Below are 21,601 nucleotides of genomic sequence, written 5' to 3' on the forward strand. Positions count from 1 at the left end.
TTATTTAATGGAGTTAACATTACGTTAGAAATTAGTTTCAAACTTCCGCCATATTACCTTTGGCTTCTAACCAATCACGCCGGTCTGACGCACGTTTTTTGGCTAACATCATATCCATGATTTTAAAAGTGTCTTCACTTTCATCTAAGGTAAGTTGCACTAAACGACGGGTGCTGGGATTCATCGTGGTTTCGCGTAGTTGCTGCGGATTCATTTCGCCTAAGCCTTTAAAACGAGTGACTTGTACTTTGGCGGTTTTCTTTTCAGCGGTGATGCGATCTAACACGCCCGCACGCTCTGCATCATCCAACGCATAATAAACATCTTTACCAACGTCAATACGATACAGCGGCGGCATGGCGACATAAATATGGCCTGCGTTAATCAAAGGTTTGAAATGGCGCAAGAATAATGCGCATAACAACGTGGCAATGTGAGCGCCATCTGAATCCGCATCGGCCAGTATGCAAACTTTGCCATAGCGTAATCCACTAATATCATTCGAGCCAGGATCAACACCAATCGCAACAGCAATGTCATGAACTTCTTGTGAAGCCAAAACTTGATCGGATTCTACTTCCCAAGTATTTAAAATTTTCCCACGCAAAGGCAAGATGGCTTGAAATTCACGTTCGCGACCTTGTTTAGCAGAACCGCCAGCAGAATCACCTTCGACTAAAAACAATTCCGTGCGTTTTAAATCTTGCATCGTGCAATCGGTTAATTTACCCGGCAAAGCGGGGCCTTGCGTAATTTTTTTGCGCTCAACTTTTTTCGCCGCTTTAAGGCGTTTTTGCGCCGAATCAATCGCGAGTTGCGCAAGTTTTTCGCCTATATCTTTATGCTGATTTAACCACAAGCTAAATGAGTCTTTCACTACACCCGAAACAAATGCAGCGGACTCCCGCGATGACAAACGTTCTTTCGTTTGTCCAGCAAATTGTGGTTCTTGCATTTTTAACGACAAAACATAACTAACACGATCCCACACATCTTCTGGTGCAAGTCGTACACCGCGCGGCAACAAACTATGCAGCTCACAAAATTCACGCATGGCATCACTTAAACCCGTACGCAAACCATTCACATGAGTACCACCTTGTACTGTCGGCACTAAATTCACATAACTTTCTTGAATTAAATCGCCACCTTCTGGCAGCCAAGTCACTGCCCAATCAACCATTTCTTGAGTGCCGCGCAAACTGCCTAAGAAAGGTTGCGCTGGTAACAAGGTCCAACCTTGCAATGCTTCTAATAAATAATCTTTCAAACCATCTTCATATTGCCATTCCGTTTTATCGCCCGTTTTTTCATCGAGAAATGTCACGTGCAAACCAGGACACAACACGGCTTTGGCGCGCAATAGGTGCAACAACTTTGGAATAGAAAAATTTGCCGAGTCAAAATATTTTGGATTCGGCCAAAAACGCACAGTGGTGCCCGTAGTCCGAGGGGGTACGGTACCAATTTCTTTTAGATTAGTTTTCTTTTCACCATCGGCAAAACTCATATGATATTGCTTGCCATTACGCCGCACCGTGACATCTAAGTGCTTCGATAAAGCATTCACTACCGATACGCCAACCCCATGCAGACCACCAGAGAAGGTGTAATTTTTATCTGAAAACTTACCACCGGCATGCAATTTCGTCAGGATGACTTCCACGCCTGACATTTTTAACTTGGGATGAATATCCACCGGCATGCCGCGACCATCGTCACTGACTTCTACCGAGTTATCTTTATATAGTATGACGTCGATGCGCTTGGCATGACCCGAGACCGCTTCGTCAACGCTGTTATCCACGACTTCTTGGGCAAGGTGATTGGGGCGAGTGGTATCGGTATACATTCCCGGGCGTTTCCGCACCGGATCTAGACCACTGAGTACTTCAATATCGGCTGCTTGATAATTCGAGCTCATGCTTGTCCTACACGACAGATTTAACGGTGCTAAGCCTACCCCCTATATGCTGTGCTTGGTAGAGGTATTTAGCGCGATATATTGTACCCAAAGCCGAAAGGAACGCCGAATGTCAGTTTTCGGAGAGGTCGACATGACGGCTAAATTCACATTAAATCCACGCAAAAGCGCGGCTGTAGGATTTATCCTACACATCAGACCGTCAAAAAACTGACTCCAGTAAACGCCTGTGGCCTTTGCGCTAGCTAAGAGCCTCCGCTAATCTCCTTCATAACACGGACGCATGGATGCGATTGTTACTGCGAATGGAGACCGATGTTCTCCCGCGAGGATAGGGAGCAGCGATGGATCGCTGAGTAAGGACGCTCACCATCGACTCTCTGCACAGCTCGTTAAGGACTAACGAGATTAATGGAACTAGCTTGGATTTCACAAAGAATCGTTTTTTGGACATGCCTTAGATTTGGCGACAAGGATTTCACGGCTAAGGACGCACCACCAAGACCAAGGAACGACACCAGGATCCACACCAGGATCCACCCGACGGAAACGACACTCGCCCTAGCTCACCCGCTGGGGCTTTTTTTTATTAATAAAATGTGATTTCCTACAAACCTCACCCGAAAAACGGCGTTAATTCAAAGTTAACGTACGTGAATTCGCTTTAGCTAATTTACGCGGTAACGTTTGTCGAAGTTGTTTTAATATTTGTTCCGCAGTCGCTCGATACGCCGTTAACTTACCGCCATAAATAGCAAAATATCGCGGCTGTTGTACAGGTGCTTGCACAAATAATGTTTCTCGCGAACGTGCATTCAAATTATTGTGCGCAACGCTCTTCGTTTTAACTTCAATACTATCTTTAGGTAACACGCGCAAACCCGCAAACGTTTCTAAAATATCACTGTGTTGCCGCAGATGGGTTTTACCAAAATATTGATTATAAATTTTTAATAAATAATCAATTTCAACCTCGGTAGCCGTTACATTCGCTGGCTCACCATGAAAAATGGTTTCGGTGGTACCGACTAAAATGTTTCCTCGCCACGGCATAATAAATACCGGCCGACCATCAGGTGCTTCCACATAATAAATGCCTTGCTGTGCAGCTCCAGAGAAACTGGGTAATACAATATGCGCGCCTTGCACCCATTCAATATCATGTACAGGCACCGTCGGTTGCACTTTGCGCGCAACATGATTCACCCAAGGCCCTGCTGCATTCACCACTACTTTTGCTTCAATCAGCACCATTAAAGCCTGCGCTTGATTGCGAATCGCAACATCAACATGTGCAGACTGTAATTGCAAACGCTCGCACACGGTTGAATATTTAATCACCGCTCCCAATCTTTGCGCAGACGCTAATACCGCCGCAGTTAATGCCGCATCATCCGTTTGCGCATCATAATATTGAAATACCGCGCGTAAATTTTGAGTATTTAAACCATCTAATTGCGACCACTCGTGTTGCGGAACGCGTTTGAAATTCGCAATACCACTCCACCCTGCCAACACGCGATAAATCCATAAACCGATATACAGTAACCACGCAGGTCTCGTGCTGTGCGTATACACAGGCAAATAAAATGGAATCGCTTTAACTAAGGTGGGCGCATTGCGTAACAACAAACGACGTTCGCGCAAACATTCATAAACCAAACCCAATGCACCGCGCTCTAAATAACGCAAACCACCGTGGATTAATTTTGAAGAACGACTCGAAGTGCCTTGCGCAGGAGCAGCATATTGCTCCACTACCAACACAGAATAACCCGCCGCCGCAGCTGCTTGCGCCACACCTGCGCCGTGAATTCCGGCACCGATTACAACAACATCAAATTGCGGCGCTTCATTCACGCTAACCATCCCCCAATATTATCGGTTTCACGATAAGCTAATGCATACGACTCGCTGTGCTGCAAAGTTTCTTCGTCATTAATCACATACGCCATCCATTGCCACTTTCCTTGTAATAAATTTTCCGGCGGTGGTAGCTTACGAATATTACAAATCGCAATATCCGGTTGCAATTCTTCTAGCGTAGCTAAAAATGCAGAATTATATTTTTCCATTACCCAGCCAATTGGCAAATCATATTGTTCACGTGCATAACGTAAAGCAACTTCGGCATAAGAAATTAACTGCCACTGATTTTTCACCGCCGCTAACGTTTCTACTATTTTATCAACGCAATACGCAACACTGTGCAAAGGTAAACTTTCCGGCTTTAATTCAATAAAAGCGTACGCTTGTGGATATTGTTTAAGCAAACCCACTACTTCCGATAAATGACTAATCAATATCGACTCGTAACGACGACCTAAACGACTCGGTTCGCCCACCGCAAAATGTTGTAAAGTTTCCCAACGTTGTTCATGAAGTTTCCCTTTGTGACCGGTGATACGTTTCATATCAACATCGTGAAATAAAACCGGCTCACCATCAGCGGTAAATTGCACATCGCACTCAAATGCCAGCGCACCTAACGCTAAAGCCGCGTCTATACCGATGCGTGTATTTTCCGGATATAAATAAGGATAGCCGCGATGCGCTACCCACTTCGCCGCAGTAGATTTAGGATTAATGTGCGTCATAAGACAGGCTCACTAGCGGGTAAATGTTTTAATAAAACATGATAGCGACTACGTAACGCTATTCTTTGATTAGATTCAGTGCTCGGCATAAAAGCGGCGCTTAAAGTCAACGGTGCTAATGATGCTGCATTGATGCTATTGGCCAACAAACGCGCTGCCCCATACACCGTGGTTTCGCTTTGTTGCGCAAGCTTTACTGGCATATCCGTGAGATTCGCTAAACATTGCGCAAAACCTGCAATATTAGATACGCCGCCACTTAAATAAATTTCTCGCAAACGAAGGTGATGAGCCATACGCTCAATATTGTGCGCAATAAGAAATATGATACTTTCTATTACGCCAGCTATTTTTGCATCCGTCGATATCGTTTCAGCGTCTAACCACCGCGTTTCGTCACCTGCTTGCCACCATGGCGAACCCAAACCACTGACGGTATTAATAAATACGGGTGGCGCCTTAATTTTTTCAAAATTGGATGTGCAAGTTTTAAGTTCTGCATCACTTAGGCCTAAATGCTGCGCGGCCCATTGCAATGCTGCTCCCGCACCATTAACCGTTGCTTCAATGGCAAATGATTGCTGGTTCGCGTCACTGCTTATTAAACTATTTAGCAAAGCCGCGTCATTCCATGTTGCTAATGGCGCGCGACAAAACATAAATGCGCCCGTGCCAATGTTGATGAACACGGCATCATCCGGAACATCAAGTGCATGCAGCGCGGCCGATTGATCGGCTATCACTAATTTCAGCGGGATATTACGCGCATGCAAATAACCATAGTCTGCTAATGTGGATTTCACGGGCGGCAATAATTCCATGGGAATTTGAGCCAATGCGCAAAGCGGTGCTTCCCAACCACGCTGCACTACATTCCATAATAATGTGCGCGCTGCAATACTTTCATCCACGCTGTATTGCCCCGTCAGCTGTTGCACAGCGAAACTCACTAAAGGCCCTAAGCCTAAACACTGCTGCTGCTTTAAAATTTCAGCTTCAGGCACATGCTGCAACAACCACCGTAATTTACCGATGCCATAATAAGGCGACCAACGTAAGCCAGTAATGCTTCGAACCCAATGCGGGTCAACGCTGACCGTTTGCATCCATGCGTGAGCCCGCCGATCCGCCCAACTCAAGGCGGCATGTAATGGCTGACCGGATTGTTTATTCCAAATCATTACGGTTGAGCGTTGACACGCTATACCCGCCGCTAATGCAACGCCCTGGCTAGGAAATGTCTGCAATGTCTGTTGCAAAATAGTTTGCAAAGTATGCGCATCATATTCGGCATACTCACCGTTAAACTCCGTTACCAAAGGATAACTCGCGAGCAACTGCATGCGGCCATCCAGATACACCGCAAAAACACGCAAGCTGGTAGAACCAATATCAACAATCCAGTAATAGTCTTTATCCATAACTACTTTATAAACGATTCTACAAAAATATAAAACCGTGCTTTTTAAAGACCAGTTTTTCACGCATTCATTTAATTTTTTCGGTAAGCTCAACACATGCAAAATCAACCCCACCAACAAGACCAACCATCCGCCATTAACCCTCGCGTCAATGCCGCCGTTGCTGCTTCTGCCGGTACCGGTAAAACGTATTTACTAATTTCGCGCTTAGTGCGTTTATTACTCAACGACGCCGCTCCTGCCAGTATTTTAGCCGTTACTTTTACCCGCAAAGCGGCCGCAGAAATGCGCGAGCGTCTACTCTTAAGATTGCAACAACTGGCAACAGTGGATGAAAACGAATTAGAAAAACTATTACATGACATGGATTGTATTGTTACACCCGCATTAAAAGCCCAAGCACGGCATTTATACGAACGCGTACTATTATCTACTTACGCAATTCGCATCACTACCTTCCATGCTTTTTGCCAAGAATTACTGCGGCGTTTCCCATTAGAAGCCGATGTTCCACCCGGCTATGAGCTACGCGAAAACAATGGATTAATCATTGAGCAAGCATGGGATGCCTTGGCATTATTAACCACCCGCGAACCGCGCAGCGAACTTGCACAAGCATTACACACTTTATTTATTACGCTCGGTAATTTAGACAAAACTCAAAATGCTTTACAAGATGGTTTTTTAAAACATCGCGCGGATTGGTGGGCTTATGTGGAACACCAAACTGAACCATTAGAATACGCCTATCAACAATTGCAAAAAATTTACGATTATCCGGAAAACCCTTTAGCAGTTTATCTAAACAGTGAACTCGATAAGGAATTGCGAGTAGTCGTGCAAGGCCTATTAAAAAACCCTACCGCTACCAATAACAAGTTATTAGACTTGCTAGCAACATCTTTCACCACCGAACATCTTGAATACAAAATAAATTTATTGTGGTCAGTATTTTTTACCGGTGAAGGCAGGCCCAAAAAACTGTTTTACGCAGCCAAAATTCTCAAAGACTTAGGTGGCCAAGCGCCGCAGTATCACGCCGCTTTAGAATTTTGTGTGGCTCGCTTAGAGCGTGCCGCCGACGCACACCAACAACAACGCAATCATCGTATTCAAAAAGCATGGTTATTAGCTGGCACCGCATTATTGGAACAATATCAACGCATTAAACAAGAGCAACGCTTATTGGATTTTGCCGACTTAGAATGGCGCACGTACCAATTACTTAATCATGGCGACAATCTGACCTGGGTACATTACAAGCTAGATCAACAAATTAATCATTTATTAATTGATGAATTTCAGGACACTAACGCTACTCAATGGCATTTGTTAAAACCATTATTAGAAGAAATGGCCACACAACATAATAATCTTGACGACACAACGCGCGCGCGCAGCGTGTTTATTGTCGGCGACACTAAACAATCTATTTATAGTTTTCGGCGCGCCAATCCTGCTTTGCAAAATACCGCCACTGAATGGTTGATTAAACATCTCAACGGCCAACGTTTTCCTTTAAATAAATCTTGGCGATCCGCGCCTTTAATTATTGAATGCGTCAATGCCATTTTTAAAAATACACTGTGGGCTACGCACTTATCCGATTTTGCTCATCATGAAACGCACAAAGAATTCTGGGGGCGCATCGAGTTATTACCCATATTGCGCCAACTGGAGACCGACAAAAGTGAAAAAAATGCAATCCCCGAAATTTTACGAGATCCATTGCGCGAATCACTAGAGGCGGATGATTTTTATTATTTTGAAGGTCAAACCATCGCCGAACGCATTAAAGAATTAATAAAATCCGGCTTAAGTTTTGATGGCAGCCGCACCCTGCAATACAAAGACATCATGTTATTGATTCGTAGCCGCGCACATTTGAGTTCTTATGAACAAGCGTTAGAAGATGCGCACATTCCTTTTGTTAGCGAACAACGCGGCACTCTGCTCGAAAGTTTAGAAATACAAGACATGGTCGCTTTATTAAATCATTTAATTGCGCCTTACAATAATTTAGCTTTAGCGCAATTAATTAAATCGCCCTTATTTGGCGGCGACGATAATGATTTACAAATATTAGCTTTGCGTACGGAAAGTACTTGGCAAGCGCGATTAAACGCTGCTGCGTTAGAACCAAACAGCCATCATGTTTTTAAATATGCCGCACAAAAACTAACCGAATGGCATGACTTGTCAGGGTTATTGCCGGTACACGATTTATTAGATCGCATTTATGCCGAAGGTGATGTGATACAACGTTATCGACGCGCAACACCGCAAGCGTTACAACAACGCATCAGCAGTAATTTAAATAAATTTATTGAATTAGCGCTCAGCATGGATGCTGGTCGTTATCCCAGCCTGACACATTTTCTCGCCGAATTAAAACGTTTGCGCGAATCAGACGAAAAACTAGATGCGCCTCCCACCGACAACAGCCGTGACGGCGTGCAGCTCATGACAGTGCACAGCGCAAAAGGTTTAGAAGCGCCGCTGGTGATTTTAGCAGACAGTGCGCGCAGTTATCTCAACGGATCTAACAAAGACAGTTATCGCGTGTTAGTTGATTGGCCTACTGACGCCGCGCAACCTAATTTATTATTATTAAATTTACCAAGTGCATTGCAATGCAATGCCACGCTGCATTATTTAGACGCGCACCGAGAACAACAAACACAAGAGGAAGCCAATATTTTTTATGTTGCAATAACGCGCGCGCAGCATATGTTAATCGTCAGCGGCAGCGAATCACACAACAGTAATTTTGGCGAAAGTTGGTACGCCGCGTTTGAACAGGCTTTTGAAAATCGTTGGTCGAATGAAGAAACGCTGCGTTATATTCAACAAGGAGAAGTTATCTATTTAACTCCGCAAGTTACCCACAAACCCAGCAGCATCAACAAACAAGAAGAACCTGCGGCTATTTTTATACCTAACATAGAAACGCATATTAGCCCTTCCAAAAATAACGCTGATGACAATGAATCTACTCACGATTCTGCAGCACACGCTGCACAACGTGAACGTGGCATTGCCTTACATGCTTTATTACAAGTTATGACCGAGCCTTATGCGCCTAACAAAAACTTACACACTTTAAATTGTTCTCAAGAGTGGAAAAATGAAATTGAAACATTGGTTCGCACGCCTGCGCTTAATTTTATTTTTGATCCAACACACTATGAAAAAGCATTTAAAGAAGTCCCGATCACCTACTTTTCAGAAGATGGCAAACAGGTTAACGGGGTTATTGATCGTCTAGTGATGACTACCGATACAGCGTGGATTATTGATTACAAAACTCAAGAAAATATTGATATTGCCCACCTTGCTCAAAATGCTAAACGTTATGCACCACAATTGCGGCACTATGCCAAAGGCGTGCAGCAATTGTGGCCAACGAAAACTGTCCGAACTTTAATTGTTTGGACAGCGTTAGCCGTGAGCAGCGAAGTTTAACCGCCGTTAGCTAAGATCTGAATTAATTCAGCCGCTGGTTTCCACCCTGGAATCACGGTGCCTTTATCAGTAATTAACATAGGTGTACCACGTAGGCTTAATTTGTTGGCCCAAGCCACATGATCTTTAATTGGATTACTACAGGTTTTAGCTTCTACTCTGCCGCCGGTTTTAGCGATATCCATTGCTTTAGTACGACTATCAGCACACCACACCGATTCTAACTCAGCAGAAGAAGGGGTACTTAAACCAGCACGGGGATATAATAAATAGCGCACTTTAACGCCCGCTTTATTTAACTCCGCCATTTCACTATGTAATTTCCGACAATAGCCACAGCTAATATCCGTGAATATATTTAACGTGTGTTTGGTTTTGCCTGCGGGTTGAAATGTGATGGTATTTTTATCATTTGGATATTGCAGAAAATCTTTTAAGACGACGCGCAATAATTCATTTTGTTTATTCGCGGTCAAGTTTTGACCGAGTTTGCGATCAATTAATACACCATCAATCAAAAAACGTGCGTCTAATGTCATATAACGTAATTCACCATCGGCAATCACTTCATACAAACCAGGAATTGGCGTTTCCACTACGGAGCTCAATTGCACACCCGGCAATAAGGCACTGAGTGTCTTTTTGGGATCAGCCGCTGCCATTACAGTGCTGACACCCGTTAACAACAAGACCATTACAGTCAGTAATACATTTTGTTTCATACGCATGACGTTTTGCCTCAACATTCAAAAAAAGAAATTCACAATATGCTCTTAACGTGGCGAGCCTAACTATAGCGGCATAATATCAGGTTAATACTACAAACCAAACGCTCAGACCCGCTGCTTTACAAAACATTCCCCAATATCCGATTTAATTCGCGAGCTTCAGCCCCGTGGATGATGTTGCTGATGAAAGGTCTGCAAGCGCGCGCGCGCGATATGCGTATAAATTTGCGTAGTCGACAAATCACTGTGCCCTAGTAACATCTGCACAGCCCGTAAATCCGCGCCATGATTCAATAAATGGGTCGCAAATGCATGACGCAGCGTGTGCGGAGAAAGATGTTTATCAATATTCGCCTGCTGTGCATAACGCTTTATTAAATGCCAACACGCTTGCCGTGTCATCGCACCACCACGACGGGTAACAAACATAGCATCGATAGTTTTATCATGCCCTGCTAACAATTCCATTCGTGCGACTTGTCGATAACGCTGTAACCACATTTGTGCAATTTCACCTAACGGTACTAATCGTTCTTTGTTACCCTTGCCGATGACACGCACGACACCTTGATTAAAATTAATTTGCCCCATCGTTAGCGTCACTAATTCACTGACGCGCAAACCAGTGGCATACAACACTTCTAATAACGCACGATCACGCAAACCACGTGCTGCATTCACGTTGGGTGCGTTTAATAAATTTTCCACATCGCTCTCCGTTAAGCTATGCGGCAATGTACGACCCAGTTTCGGTCCTTCGATGCGCGCGGTCGGGTCTTCTGCGCATAATTGTTCGCGCACTGCCCAACGATAAAAACGGCGCAAAGTAGATAACAAACGCGCGGTGGTGCGTTTACTCGCGACAGCAATAATACGCAATGCTAAATATTGCTGCACATCAGCAGCCGTTACCTGCAATAAATGATTGTTTTGCGTCATCAACCAAAGCGTAAATAAACGTAAGTCACTGGCATAAGCATCCAGCGTATTACGACTCAAGCCGCGCTCCATCCATAATTGATCAATAAAACGCTCTAGTAATTGTTGATCGTGTGGATTAATAGGTGGATTGATGGTTTGATTTTCAGTCATAAAATAATCAATCATATAAAAAGACAGAACCCATAAAACTCATTAGGCGACAGCTATCAATATAAGCTTTACAATAAGCGCCCATGCTACCACTTGAATCCGCATGACCGTATCTCCTTTTATCACACCCGTACTCGGCTTCGCTGCGCCTCGCGCTAACGATCGCACCCAATTAGTTAAAACACTTTTACCTTTATTATGTGAACGGGGTTTATGTGTAGGAGTACTGTGGCAAACCGAACCGCAATTCGAACTCGATAAACCGGGTCGCGATAGTTTTGACTTACGCCAAGCTGGCGCGCAACAATTATTGGTAACGTCATCGCAGCGCTGGGCATTATTGGTCGAGCGTGAATTTGAACATGAACCGCGTTTAGAAGAACATCTGGCACATTTTGAACACGATACCTTAGATCTTATTTTAATCGCGAGCCATGCACCGGGGCGTTTCCCGCGCATTGAACTGCATCGCCCTACTCACGATCACCGTTTAATGTTTGGCAATGATGCGTCGATTATTGCCGTCGCGAGCGATTCGCCCTTAATTCTTCCCGATCATATTGATTGCTTAAATCTTAATGATCACGGCGAACTCGTACGTTACATCGCTTACACTTTACTCCCTGAATATGCAGAGCGTTATGCCGAACTCTTTTCCAGCTGATCATCATGCCAACGTTGCACCCCTATGGCGACGTTGTGCTGCTATGTTTTACGATAGTTTTTTATTATTAGCCATTTTATTTATCGCTGCTGCACCGGTAGTTATGCTTACCGACAATAACATTACGGGGTATTGGCTCTGGTTATTTCGTCTGTATTTATTAAGTTGTATTGTGCTGTTTTACGGCTGGTTTTGGCGACACGGTGGCCAAACGTTAGGCATGAAAACCTGGGGTATTTATGTTCACCACAATCAAACAACGTTAAGCTGGTGGCGCATCATATTACGTTTAAGTTTTGCGCTACTCGGACTAATGAATCTGAGCATGTACAGTAATCGCGCTCGCCTTGCCTATCATGAACGCATCTCGACTACACGCACTTTGCGACGCTAAGTTTTTTTAACTTATACACAGCCAAAAACGGAACTGGGTCACAAAAAAGACATGCGATGCGTCACGCGCTTGGGCTAAATCGTAACAGGGCTTAACATAGGCCCATGAGCAGACGGGCAACTGTTCATCAGGAACAACAATAGACCCGCACAGGGAAATGTACACGCATGACGATTGACGACAAACTCAACGAATATGATGTCACCGAGCAGGTACGTGTAACCGATCCCCAAGCGGTTAAACGTGAGGTTATCGCACTGTTTAACCATCTTTATCCAGCCGAAAATACGCAACAACTTACCGTCGCATTTGATACGTTCGCAGCGCTGTATGAAGGCCATTATCCTGGCTATCATGCTTGCGATACGATCTATCACGATATCCAACATACGCTAGACATGACCTTAAGCATTGCGCGCATGATTGCGGGCTATGAAAAACAACACGACAAACAAGATGCACTCGGTCCACGCCGCGCCAAACTCGGAATCATTACCGCCTTGTTTCATGACTCCGGCTATATTCGCAAAGTCAGCACCGATACTTTAAGTAATGGCGCCGAATACACCAGCACGCACGTATCTCGTAGCGCGCAATTTATGCGTCAACATTTTCCACAATTAGGTCTCGGCGAATACGTCAATGTGGCCAGCCAAATCGTGCATTTAACAGGTTATGAAATGGAACCAGATGCGGTCATCGTCGATGATACGCGTGATCGATTGATTGGTTGCATTGTCGGCACGGGGGATCTGATGACGCAAATGGCGGATCGATGCTACTTAGAAAAATGCCGTGATCGCTTATACCCAGAGTTTGTATTAGGCGGGCTTGCCTGCCGTACCTTGAGCGATGGGAAAGAGTTGGTTGTTTTTGCTTCTGCCTTAGATTTACTTTACAAAACACCGAGCTTTTATCGAGTCGATGTGCGCAAACGTTTAGATTTTTATTTTAATAAGCTGTATCACTACGCGGCGGCGTTTTTTGATGGTGATAATTTATACATGCAACAAGTTGAACATAATGTGCGCTACTTAGAACGCTTGATTGGTGATGACCGCTTAGAACAACTTCGGCGACGTGCACCAGACAATCACGGTATAGCCGTTTTTCCGTTTGATAAAGTAGCACAACAAGAAGCGAAAACTAATCCTAAACGCTCACTTATCTATAACGTCTAATAAAAACTCGCGCGTGTTTAGGCTTTACGCGCGAAAATATAAATTTCCACGATTAACATCACCACAAAAAACCCCGCCGTTAATTCTGGAATACTAAACAAACCTAAAAAACGCCAAGACACTTCCGCGCATTCCCCCGAACCTTTAAAAATCAAACGCAATGCGTCGAAAACCGGAAACGTATCCATAATATAATTTAAGCCAGGCCCGCAATCAGGTACTTTATCGGGCGGCAAATGCTGTAACCATACGTGACGCAACGCTACGCTTAAACCACCTAAGGTTAATAAAGCCAACACCGCGCTATAAATTCGCTGGCCTACACGCTGCGGATTATGTAAAGCAGCCAATAAAGCGACAACACCAATCGCGATGACAAACAAACGCTGAAAAGCACATAAAGGACAGGGCTCTAAACCCATGTAGTGTTCCATATACAGCGCCGCAATCATCAAGAATAAACACAACAAAAAACCACCCGCAAACAAACGTCGCGAACTAAACCATTGCAGCATGCTATTCATAATTTCATTATTCCCTCATTACGTTAATCAACGCACTGTTCGCAAACGCCACAGCGCAATGCCTAATACTAATCCGACCGGGCCAAAAGCACTCCAAAATGGCGACATGTTATATATTTGCGCCAAATGCGCGGTCATTTGCATCAATATATAAAAACTTAAACCAACTAACACACCTAACAATAATAAGCGCCCTGCATTACCGGAACGTGTCGAACCAAAAGCAAATGGTAACGCCATTAACAACATCGCCAACACCGAAAATGGTAACGCCCATTTCAACCAAAATGCCAAACGATAACGACCTGAATCTAAATGATTAGTTTCCTGATATTGCACATAACGCCACAATGCCAATGCCGACATATAACGAGGATCAAGACTCGCCACGCGCAAAAAATCCGGATTAATAAAATCTACATATTCAAAAGTATCTAACGATGTTTTTTCAACGCGGTCACCAACAAAGCGCGTTTGCGTCACTCCTGAAAAAACCCACGTGTTATTATTTTTATTAGTTTGGGCTTTATGAGCATTCAACATACGATGCAATTTAGATTGATCATCAAATTCCATAACGGATACAAATTCTAACAAACCATCATTATGGATGACGCGTACATTTACAAAACGATTACCATCGCGCATCCACACACCACTACGTCCTGCGCTGACTTGTTTGTTTTGTTCGCTCAGACGCATTTTTTGAGCGTACTCAGCCGAAAATGGCATTAATACTTCGCCGACAAACACGGAAAACACAATCATTAGTAAACCGGCTTGCACCGCCGCGCCCGCAATTCGCAGAACCGACACACCTGCCGCACGCATCGCCGTTAATTCTTGTTGCGCCGCCAAATTACCTAAGCCTAATAACCCGCCAATTAAAACCGCCGCAGGAAATATTTCATAAGTCATGCGCGGCAAACTACAAGCTACATAAATAAAAATATCAACATAACTATAATTACCTTGACCGGCGCTATCCAACTCACCCACCAGCGCAAAAAAAACATTTAAAGCGAGCAGCACTAACAACACCAGTAGCGTGCTACTTAATAAAACACGAATAATGTAGCGATCAAGACGGTTCATGCAGAAGTAGCCTTAGCAGCAGCGGGTGCATCTAGTGTTTCAAGTTGCCAAAATAACACGCCAATAATAACGAGCATCACTAGGTGCACCATCCATAAATTAAATCCACCTAAGAACTGCTCGCGCTCTACAGTTAGTCTAACAATGCTCAACACATTGGAATAAACAATGTATACCAAGATGGCAATACCCAGACGGGCATAACGTCCTTGACGAGGTTTTGCATCACTCAACACCAGCGCTAACATCAATAACATCGCACAAAATAATGGCGTACTTAAACGCCAATAAAGTTCAGCTCTCGCAATAACACTATCGTTTCGCCACAAGTCATTAGTGGATTGGCGCTTAATAGACTTTTTGCTGAGTTGATTTTGTGCATTCTCGCCGACGGGCGAATTACTTTCTGTTAAACGGACACCATAACGAGCAAAATCGGCTTCACGAGTGCTGCCTTTTGAATCAAATTGGTAATGGTGGCCTTGTTCAAATACTAAATAACGCACGTGTTCTGATTGCTGCAACACTTGCACGCTATCTGCCGTTACTAAGCCATTACCTTCTATTGAAAAACTATTTAGGAACACCGATTCCAACGCTTTTTTATCGGCTGAGGCGCGTTCAACAAACAAGGTATATTGACCATCGCTTGATGCATTAAAACGGCCCGCGGCAATACCCGACAACGCCGAACGGGTACTTGCTATTTTTTGTAATTCATACCGCTGTTGCAAGGCATACGGCGCCGCAAAACACGCCACGAATATCGAAACGCAACACACCAACGCGCCAAAATACAGCATGGGTCTTAATAACGATGATAAACCGATACCAGACGCTAACATCGCTGCCATTTCACTATCACGATAAAAACGGCCCATCCCTAACAACACACCGAGAAACACGCTCAAGGGCAAAATGACATCTAAAGACGTCACCATATTCCAGCCCATCATCACCAATAATAAATCACCGGGTAAACGTCCCTCGACAACATCACGCAATACTTTAAGCGCTGCGGTCCCCATTAAAACCAATATCAACACTACCAAGACGGCCACACTGCTGCCCAACCACTCTAGCAAGCAATATCGATCCAATTTGCGCACTTCAAACCTCTTCTAGTGTTTACGCCTCGATTGCGCATCTTAACAGCTTTGCAATCCGGCTCTTTTGCAATTTAACTGGCTTTCGCGTCACATCCAATACCTTGCTACACTTCTGCCTAACATACTTTCGGAGTCTTCAATGGACTATACGCTCAAGCAACAATCGCCCGCCGCCGTACGCCAAGGTTTGATGATTATTGGCGCTTATGAAGACTTAAGTTTAACCACGGCCGCCACGGAACTCGATAAAGCTCATCACGGAATTTTTAGTGCTTATCTAAAAACCGGCGACTTCAAAGGCAAAATCGGCGACAGCCAATTATTTTATAATTTACCGGAAGCGACTACGAAAAATCTGGCGACTAAAAACAGCGCAGTGCGCGTCTTACTGATGGGCTGCGGCAAACGCGAACAACTCAGTCTTGCAGACATTCGCAAAATTTATCGCGCGGCGGCACAAAAAGCCGCCAAACTCGCCATTACACATGCCCATAATTATCTGACTGAATTAAGTACGGAACATGACGATGCACAAACTGTTTTACGTGCCGCAATGATCGCCAGCGCAGAGGCGTTGTACCGTTTTGAAGAATACAAAAGTGAAAAAAATAAAAGCACGCTGCAAAAATATACATTTGCTAGCCTCACTAAACCCAGCGCCGCTCAACAACAAGGTTTAGACGAAGCCCTCGCGATTAGTAAAGGGATGGCGCTGACCCGCGATTTAAGTAATTTGCCACCCAACATCTGTCATCCCAGTTATTTAGCGCAGCGCGCACAACAATTACAAAAACATTACAGCAAACAACTCAAAGTTCAGGTTTTAAGTGAAGCTGAAATGAAAAAACTCGGCATGGGCGCTTTTCTCGCCGTATCACAAGGCAGCGCCCAGCCTGGCAAATTAATTGTTATGGAATATCAAGGCACAAGCAAAACTCGCAAACCCATCGTCCTCGTGGGCAAAGGTATCACCTTCGACACGGGCGGCATTTCTTTGAAACCGGGTCCAGCCATGGACGAAATGAAATTTGATATGTGTGGCGCAGCAAGCGTATTCGGCACGATGGTGGCTTGTTGTGAAATGGGTATCGGTTTAAACGTCGTCGGCATCATTGCCGCTGCTGAAAACATGCCGAGCGGCGCGGCTACGCGTCCCGGCGATATTGTTCGCACTATGAACGGCACGACCGTGGAAATTTTAAATACCGACGCCGAAGGCCGCTTGGTATTGTGCGATGCACTCAGTTATGTCGAACGTTTCAAACCCGACACCGTCATCGACATCGCTACTTTGACCGGCGCCTGTGTCATTGCGCTCGGCAAAGTTGCCAGCGGTGTTTTAGGGAATGACCAAGCTTTAATCGATTCACTGTTAGATGCAGGTCAGCGCAGCGGTGATCGTCTCTGGCAATTACCTTTATGGGATGAATATAAGAAACAATTAAAAAGTCCTTTTGCTGATCTCGCTAATATTGGTGGCCGCGATGCCGGCACTATTACCGCCGCCGCGTTTTTGGCGCACTTCACCGAAAAATACCGGTGGGCACATTTGGATATTGCGGGCACCGCGTGGCATAGCGGCAACGATAAAGGCGCAACCGGACGTCCCGTGCCTTTATTAACTCAATATTTATTGGATCGTGTGCACGATCATCCAACTAAAAGTTAATACTGAATCACTTTGGACCGCGCGTGAGAATCGATTTTTATATTTTGCAAACTGAAACCGATCGCGAGTTATTCGCGTGTCGTTTAATAGAAAAAGCTTTTCAACAAGGTGTACGCACTTGCGTGCGCACCAGTGATGCTCGTCAAGCGGCGCGCATGGATGACAAACTGTGGACGTTTCGTCCCGGTAGTTTTATTCCACATGAATTAGGTAATGCGAGTGCAGAGATCTTAAACAAGGTACCCGTGGTTATTGCTTGGACCGCCGTCGAGGGTGATTTTGAGTTATGTATTAATTTGCATCATGGCGTGCTCGATGATTATGCGCAATTTGCACGCTTAGCTGAAATAATTCCAGCGGATCCCGAAAGCAAAGCCCTCGGTCGCCAACGATTTGCATTTTATCGTGAGCAAGCCGTAGAACTGCATCATCATGAAGTGTAAACCAATCCCTCATAAGGAATTTTAATCATGACGCGTGCCACAACTAAAAAAAACTCGCTCACTAGTAGCAATCTTACACCGCCGTTACAAATTCCAACGCTTACGGATTTGGTTCGCGCTGGCAGTGAAATTACTCATGCGGGTTTATTGCGTCCTGAAGAAGTTGCGCAATTGGTCAATGACGCGTTAATGACTGATTTAGATCAAGCCTTAGAAGCGGTGATTCGTAAACGCCTTAAACAACAAGTCGATGCAATGTTGCCCGAACTAATCGCCGATATCCGGAAACTACTCAACGAACGCTTGCCCGATCTGAAAGCAGATAAACACTCATCTTAACTACTCATTTTCCCCGCCCATTTTACCGACCCATTCATCACACCGCTTTCGACGCTATACAGCGCGCAAGTTAGTAGCGTAATTCAGTTATAATTCGGCTCCTTATTACAGACCCGCTGCGGTCGCCCCTTTTGCCGGATACTGTTCACATCATGGATAAAACCTACCAACCCAAAGCGATCGAAACACGCTGGTACCAACACTGGGAACAACATCACTGCTTCGCGCCACAAGGCGAGAACACACCGTATTGCATCATGCTGCCGCCACCCAATGTCACCGGCACCTTGCACATGGGGCATGCATTTCAACATACCTTGATGGATGCACTGATACGTTATCATCGCATGCAAGGTCACAATACACTGTGGCAACCCGGTACTGATCATGCTGGTATCGCAACTCAAATGGTCGTCGAACGCCAACTCAATGCCAGCGGCAAAACGCGTCACGACTTAGGCCGCGAAACATTTATCGAACGCATCTGGGCTTGGAAAGAACAATCCGGTGGCACCATCAGCAAACAAATGCGCCGTCTCGGCGAATCACCCGACTGGTCGCGTGAACGTTTCACGATGGATCCGCAATTATCTAAAGCGGTTACCGAAACTTTTGTGCGCTTACATGCCGAAGGTTTAATTTATCGTGGTCAACGTTTAGTGAATTGGGATCCGGTATTACACACCGCGATTTCAGATTTAGAAGTCGTATCGACAGAAGAAAATGGTTTCATGTGGCATATCCGTTATCCACTCGCCAACGGTAAAGAACATTTAGTCGTCGCAACAACACGACCCGAAACCTTATTAGGTGATGCAGCAGTGGCTGTACATCCTAACGATGCCCGTTATAAACATTTAATCGGTCAAATGATTACGCTGCCTTTGTGCAATCGTCAAATTCCCATTATCGCCGATGACTATGTCGATCCTGCTTTCGGCACCGGCTGCGTAAAAATTACACCGGCGCATGATTTTAATGACTATGCCGTCGGTCAACGCCATCAATTGCCGTTATTAAATATTTTCAATGATGATGCACAGATCAATCAGAACGCGCCTGCGCAATATCAAAATTTAGATCGTTACGTAGCGCGCAAAAAAATCATTGCCGATTTAGAAACAGAAAATCTGTTAGAAAAAATTGAACCACACAAACTTAAAGTACCTCGTGGTGATCGCACCAATGCCGTTGTCGAACCGTATTTAACGTATCAGTGGTTTGTCAAAACCGAATCCATGGCACAAGCCGCTATTAAAGTTGTTGAAGACGGTCGCATTAAATTTGTTCCTGAGAACTGGTCAAAAACCTATTACCACTGGATGCACAATATTCAAGACTGGTGCATCTCGCGCCAACTCTGGTGGGGACATCAAATTCCTGCTTGGTTTGATGATGCTGGCAATGTATATGTCGGTCGCGATGAAAATGAAATTCGCGCTCAGCATAAACTTGCTGAGAATATTACACTGACACAAGACAGCGATGTATTAGACACTTGGTTTTCATCTGCACTGTGGCCGTTCTCGACATTAGGCTGGCCCGAAAAAACCCCTGAATTAAAAACGTTTTATCCCACCAGCGTTTTAGTCACGGGTTTCGATATTATTTTCTTCTGGGTCGCACGCATGATTATGCTCGGTTTAAAATTCATGGACGACGTCCCCTTTCGAGAAGTTTATATCACCGGTTTAATTCTCGATGAGAATGGCCAGAAAATGTCTAAATCGAAAGGCAATATTATTGATCCGTTAGATTTAATCGACGGCATTGATCTTGAATCACTGGTAAAAAAACGCACGACGGGTTTAATGAAACCAGAAATGGCGCCGCAGATTGAAAAAGCAACACGCAAACAATTTCCCGATGGCATTCCAGATTATGGTACTGACGCATTGCGTTTCACATTAGCCGCGTTTGCAACAGCGGGCCGTGAAATTCGTTTTGACATTAATCGCTTAGAAGGCTATCGCAATTTCTGCAACAAATTATGGAACGCCACCCGTTACGTATTAATGAATGCCCAAGATCAAGACACTGGTTTAGATCCAAAAGCCAGCGTCGAATTATCAATTGCTGATCGCTGGATTATTAGTGAATTGCAAACTCTTGAACAGCAAATGAATCAACATTTACAACATTATCGTTTCGATTTAGCCTCACAAGCGATCTATGATTTTATTTGGAATGAATACTGCGATTGGTACTTAGAATTATCGAAACCCGTATTACAAAAAGAAGCCACGGATGCAGCAAAACGCGGCACTCGTCGCACTTTAGTGCGCGTGTTAGAAACATTGCTGCGTTTATTACACCCCATCATGCCTTTTATTACCGAAGAAATTTGGCAACAAATTGCACCCTTAGCCGGTAAAACGTTAAGCGCCAACAGCAGCATTATGCTGCAACCTTACCCACAAGCTGAAGATACTAAAATCGACGCGGCAGCCAGCGCCGAAATCCAATGGTTAAAAGAATTTATTTTAGGTGTGCGGCGGATTCGTGCAGAAATGGATATCTCACCTGGCAAACCCTTATCGATTCTGTTGCAAAACTATAACACTACCGATCAACAACGCGTTGACACCCATCGCGCCAGCTTGCGTTTTATCGCGCGTTTAGAAAATATTACTTTATTAAGTAAAGAAGAAAAAGCGCCAGAGTCTGCAACCGCTTTAGTCAATCAAATGCAAATATTAATTCCGCTAGCGGGTTTAATCGATAAACAAGCAGAATTAACGCGCTTAGATAAAGAAATGACGAAACTACAAAATGAAATTATTAGATTAGACGGCAAATTAAATAATGCCAGCTTTGTAGATAAAGCACCGGCTGAAGTTGTAGACGTCGAACGCGGCAGACGCCAACAAGCAGAACAGTCCTTGCAACTACTGCGCGAACAAGCGCAAAAAGTAGCGGCTTTATAAAATAATAAACGATACCTTTTCACACTAAC

17 protein-coding genes are annotated in these 21,601 nt (G+C 44.5%); 8 read left to right on the forward strand and 9 right to left on the reverse strand.

The annotated features are described in order from the left end of the window. Positions 1-37 precede the first annotated feature (37 nt). From parE to H0W44_05430, 4 genes are all read right to left on the reverse strand, one after another. Positions 38-1,924: a DNA topoisomerase IV subunit B gene (gene parE, locus H0W44_05415; protein ID MBA3581877.1), complete on the reverse strand. Its 1,887-nt coding sequence runs from the start codon at positions 1,922-1,924 to the stop codon at positions 38-40. Between the two features lie 633 nt (positions 1,925-2,557). Continuing rightward, complete coding sequence (locus tag H0W44_05420; protein ID MBA3581878.1) at positions 2,558-3,793, reverse strand: FAD-dependent oxidoreductase; 1,236 nt, start codon at positions 3,791-3,793, stop codon at positions 2,558-2,560. Further along, positions 3,781-4,521: a hypothetical protein gene (locus H0W44_05425; GenBank protein MBA3581879.1), complete on the reverse strand. Its 741-nt coding sequence runs from the start codon at positions 4,519-4,521 to the stop codon at positions 3,781-3,783. The genes H0W44_05420 and H0W44_05425 overlap by 13 nt, the downstream gene beginning before the upstream one ends. Next, positions 4,518-6,062, reverse strand: coding sequence for a hypothetical protein (locus H0W44_05430; protein MBA3581880.1), 1,545 nt, complete (start codon positions 6,060-6,062; stop codon positions 4,518-4,520). Before H0W44_05430 ends, H0W44_05425 begins: the two co-directional genes overlap by 4 nt. On the opposite strand from H0W44_05430, the gene H0W44_05435 reads away from it, so the two are divergent. Then, positions 6,039-9,407, forward strand: a complete 3,369-nt coding sequence (locus H0W44_05435; protein MBA3581881.1) for a UvrD-helicase domain-containing protein — start codon at positions 6,039-6,041, stop codon at positions 9,405-9,407. The genes H0W44_05430 and H0W44_05435 overlap by 24 nt on opposite strands. Here the strand turns inward: H0W44_05435 and H0W44_05440 are convergent. Further along, positions 9,404-10,135 carry a DsbC family protein gene (locus H0W44_05440; GenBank protein MBA3581882.1) on the reverse strand — a complete coding sequence of 244 codons (732 nt, stop codon included), beginning with the start codon at positions 10,133-10,135 and terminating at the stop codon, positions 9,404-9,406. The two genes, H0W44_05435 and H0W44_05440, sit on opposite strands and share 4 nt — an antisense overlap. A 159-nt stretch (positions 10,136-10,294) precedes the next feature. Beyond that, a complete protein-coding gene (gene xerD, locus H0W44_05445) occupies positions 10,295-11,227 on the reverse strand; it encodes a site-specific tyrosine recombinase XerD (protein ID MBA3581883.1) in 933 nt (310 codons plus the stop codon). Positions 11,228-11,330: 103 nt separating this feature from the next. Between xerD and H0W44_05450 the strand changes: the two genes are divergently transcribed. The 3 genes from H0W44_05450 (at position 11,331) to H0W44_05460 (ending at position 13,466) form a co-directional block, all read left to right on the forward strand. Continuing rightward, positions 11,331-11,891 (forward strand): molybdopterin-guanine dinucleotide biosynthesis protein MobB, encoded by a 561-nt coding sequence (locus H0W44_05450; GenBank protein MBA3581884.1) that lies wholly within the window; start codon positions 11,331-11,333, stop codon positions 11,889-11,891. Next, positions 11,869-12,285, forward strand: coding sequence for an RDD family protein (locus tag H0W44_05455; protein ID MBA3581885.1), 417 nt, complete (start codon positions 11,869-11,871; stop codon positions 12,283-12,285). Before H0W44_05450 ends, H0W44_05455 begins: the two co-directional genes overlap by 23 nt. Before the next feature lie 167 nt (positions 12,286-12,452). Then, positions 12,453-13,466 carry a hypothetical protein gene (locus H0W44_05460; GenBank protein ID MBA3581886.1) on the forward strand — a complete coding sequence of 338 codons (1,014 nt, stop codon included), beginning with the start codon at positions 12,453-12,455 and terminating at the stop codon, positions 13,464-13,466. A 17-nt stretch (positions 13,467-13,483) separates the two neighbouring features. On the opposite strand, the gene H0W44_05465 is transcribed toward H0W44_05460, so the two are convergent. The 3 genes from H0W44_05465 to lptF are packed head-to-tail and all read right to left on the reverse strand — an operon-like array spanning position 13,484 to position 16,194. Further along, positions 13,484-13,981 carry a disulfide bond formation protein B gene (locus H0W44_05465; protein MBA3581887.1) on the reverse strand — a complete coding sequence of 166 codons (498 nt, stop codon included), beginning with the start codon at positions 13,979-13,981 and terminating at the stop codon, positions 13,484-13,486. Positions 13,982-14,017: 36 nt separating this feature from the next. Next, a complete protein-coding gene (lptG, locus tag H0W44_05470; GenBank protein MBA3581888.1) occupies positions 14,018-15,085 on the reverse strand; it encodes an LPS export ABC transporter permease LptG in 1,068 nt (355 codons plus the stop codon). Continuing rightward, complete coding sequence (lptF, locus tag H0W44_05475; protein MBA3581889.1) at positions 15,082-16,194, reverse strand: LPS export ABC transporter permease LptF; 1,113 nt, start codon at positions 16,192-16,194, stop codon at positions 15,082-15,084. The genes lptG and lptF overlap by 4 nt, the downstream gene beginning before the upstream one ends. Positions 16,195-16,333: 139 nt before the next feature. On the opposite strand from lptF, the gene H0W44_05480 reads away from it, so the two are divergent. The 4 genes from H0W44_05480 to H0W44_05495 all read left to right on the forward strand — a co-directional run bounded on the left by H0W44_05480 (position 16,334) and on the right by H0W44_05495 (position 21,572). Next, positions 16,334-17,863, forward strand: coding sequence for a leucyl aminopeptidase (locus H0W44_05480; GenBank protein ID MBA3581890.1), 1,530 nt, complete (start codon positions 16,334-16,336; stop codon positions 17,861-17,863). Between the two features lie 23 nt (positions 17,864-17,886). Continuing rightward, entirely contained in the window at positions 17,887-18,306 is a 420-nt protein-coding gene (locus tag H0W44_05485; GenBank protein MBA3581891.1) for a DNA polymerase III subunit chi, read from the forward strand. Positions 18,307-18,333: 27 nt separating this feature from the next. After that, positions 18,334-18,645: a hypothetical protein gene (locus tag H0W44_05490; protein ID MBA3581892.1), complete on the forward strand. Its 312-nt coding sequence runs from the start codon at positions 18,334-18,336 to the stop codon at positions 18,643-18,645. Between the two features lie 152 nt (positions 18,646-18,797). Then, the gene (locus tag H0W44_05495; protein ID MBA3581893.1) at positions 18,798-21,572 is read left to right on the forward strand and encodes a valine--tRNA ligase; all 2,775 of its coding nucleotides are present in this window, start codon (positions 18,798-18,800) and stop codon (positions 21,570-21,572) included. Positions 21,573-21,601 lie beyond the last annotated feature (29 nt).

The sequence above is a fragment of the Gammaproteobacteria bacterium genome (assembly GCA_013817245.1).
Lineage (GTDB): Bacteria > Pseudomonadota > Gammaproteobacteria > HTCC5015 > HTCC5015 > JACDDA01.

Coding starts and splice junctions, on each gene's coding strand:
- xerD (MBA3581883.1), bottom strand. CDS start 11,227: ATGACTGAAAATCAAACCATCAATCCACCTATTAATCCACACGATCAA.
- H0W44_05455 (MBA3581885.1), top strand. CDS start 11,869: ATGCCGAACTCTTTTCCAGCTGATCATCATGCCAACGTTGCACCCCTA.
- H0W44_05435 (MBA3581881.1), top strand. CDS start 6,039: ATGCAAAATCAACCCCACCAACAAGACCAACCATCCGCCATTAACCCT.
- H0W44_05490 (MBA3581892.1), top strand. CDS start 18,334: ATGACGCGTGCCACAACTAAAAAAAACTCGCTCACTAGTAGCAATCTT.
- lptG (MBA3581888.1), bottom strand. CDS start 15,085: ATGAACCGTCTTGATCGCTACATTATTCGTGTTTTATTAAGTAGCACG.
- H0W44_05450 (MBA3581884.1), top strand. CDS start 11,331: ATGACCGTATCTCCTTTTATCACACCCGTACTCGGCTTCGCTGCGCCT.
- H0W44_05465 (MBA3581887.1), bottom strand. CDS start 13,981: ATGCTGCAATGGTTTAGTTCGCGACGTTTGTTTGCGGGTGGTTTTTTG.
- H0W44_05425 (MBA3581879.1), bottom strand. CDS start 4,521: ATGACGCACATTAATCCTAAATCTACTGCGGCGAAGTGGGTAGCGCAT.
- H0W44_05480 (MBA3581890.1), top strand. CDS start 16,334: ATGGACTATACGCTCAAGCAACAATCGCCCGCCGCCGTACGCCAAGGT.
- parE (MBA3581877.1), bottom strand. CDS start 1,924: ATGAGCTCGAATTATCAAGCAGCCGATATTGAAGTACTCAGTGGTCTA.
- H0W44_05460 (MBA3581886.1), top strand. CDS start 12,453: ATGACGATTGACGACAAACTCAACGAATATGATGTCACCGAGCAGGTA.
- H0W44_05420 (MBA3581878.1), bottom strand. CDS start 3,793: ATGGTTAGCGTGAATGAAGCGCCGCAATTTGATGTTGTTGTAATCGGT.
- H0W44_05495 (MBA3581893.1), top strand. CDS start 18,798: ATGGATAAAACCTACCAACCCAAAGCGATCGAAACACGCTGGTACCAA.
- H0W44_05440 (MBA3581882.1), bottom strand. CDS start 10,135: ATGCGTATGAAACAAAATGTATTACTGACTGTAATGGTCTTGTTGTTA.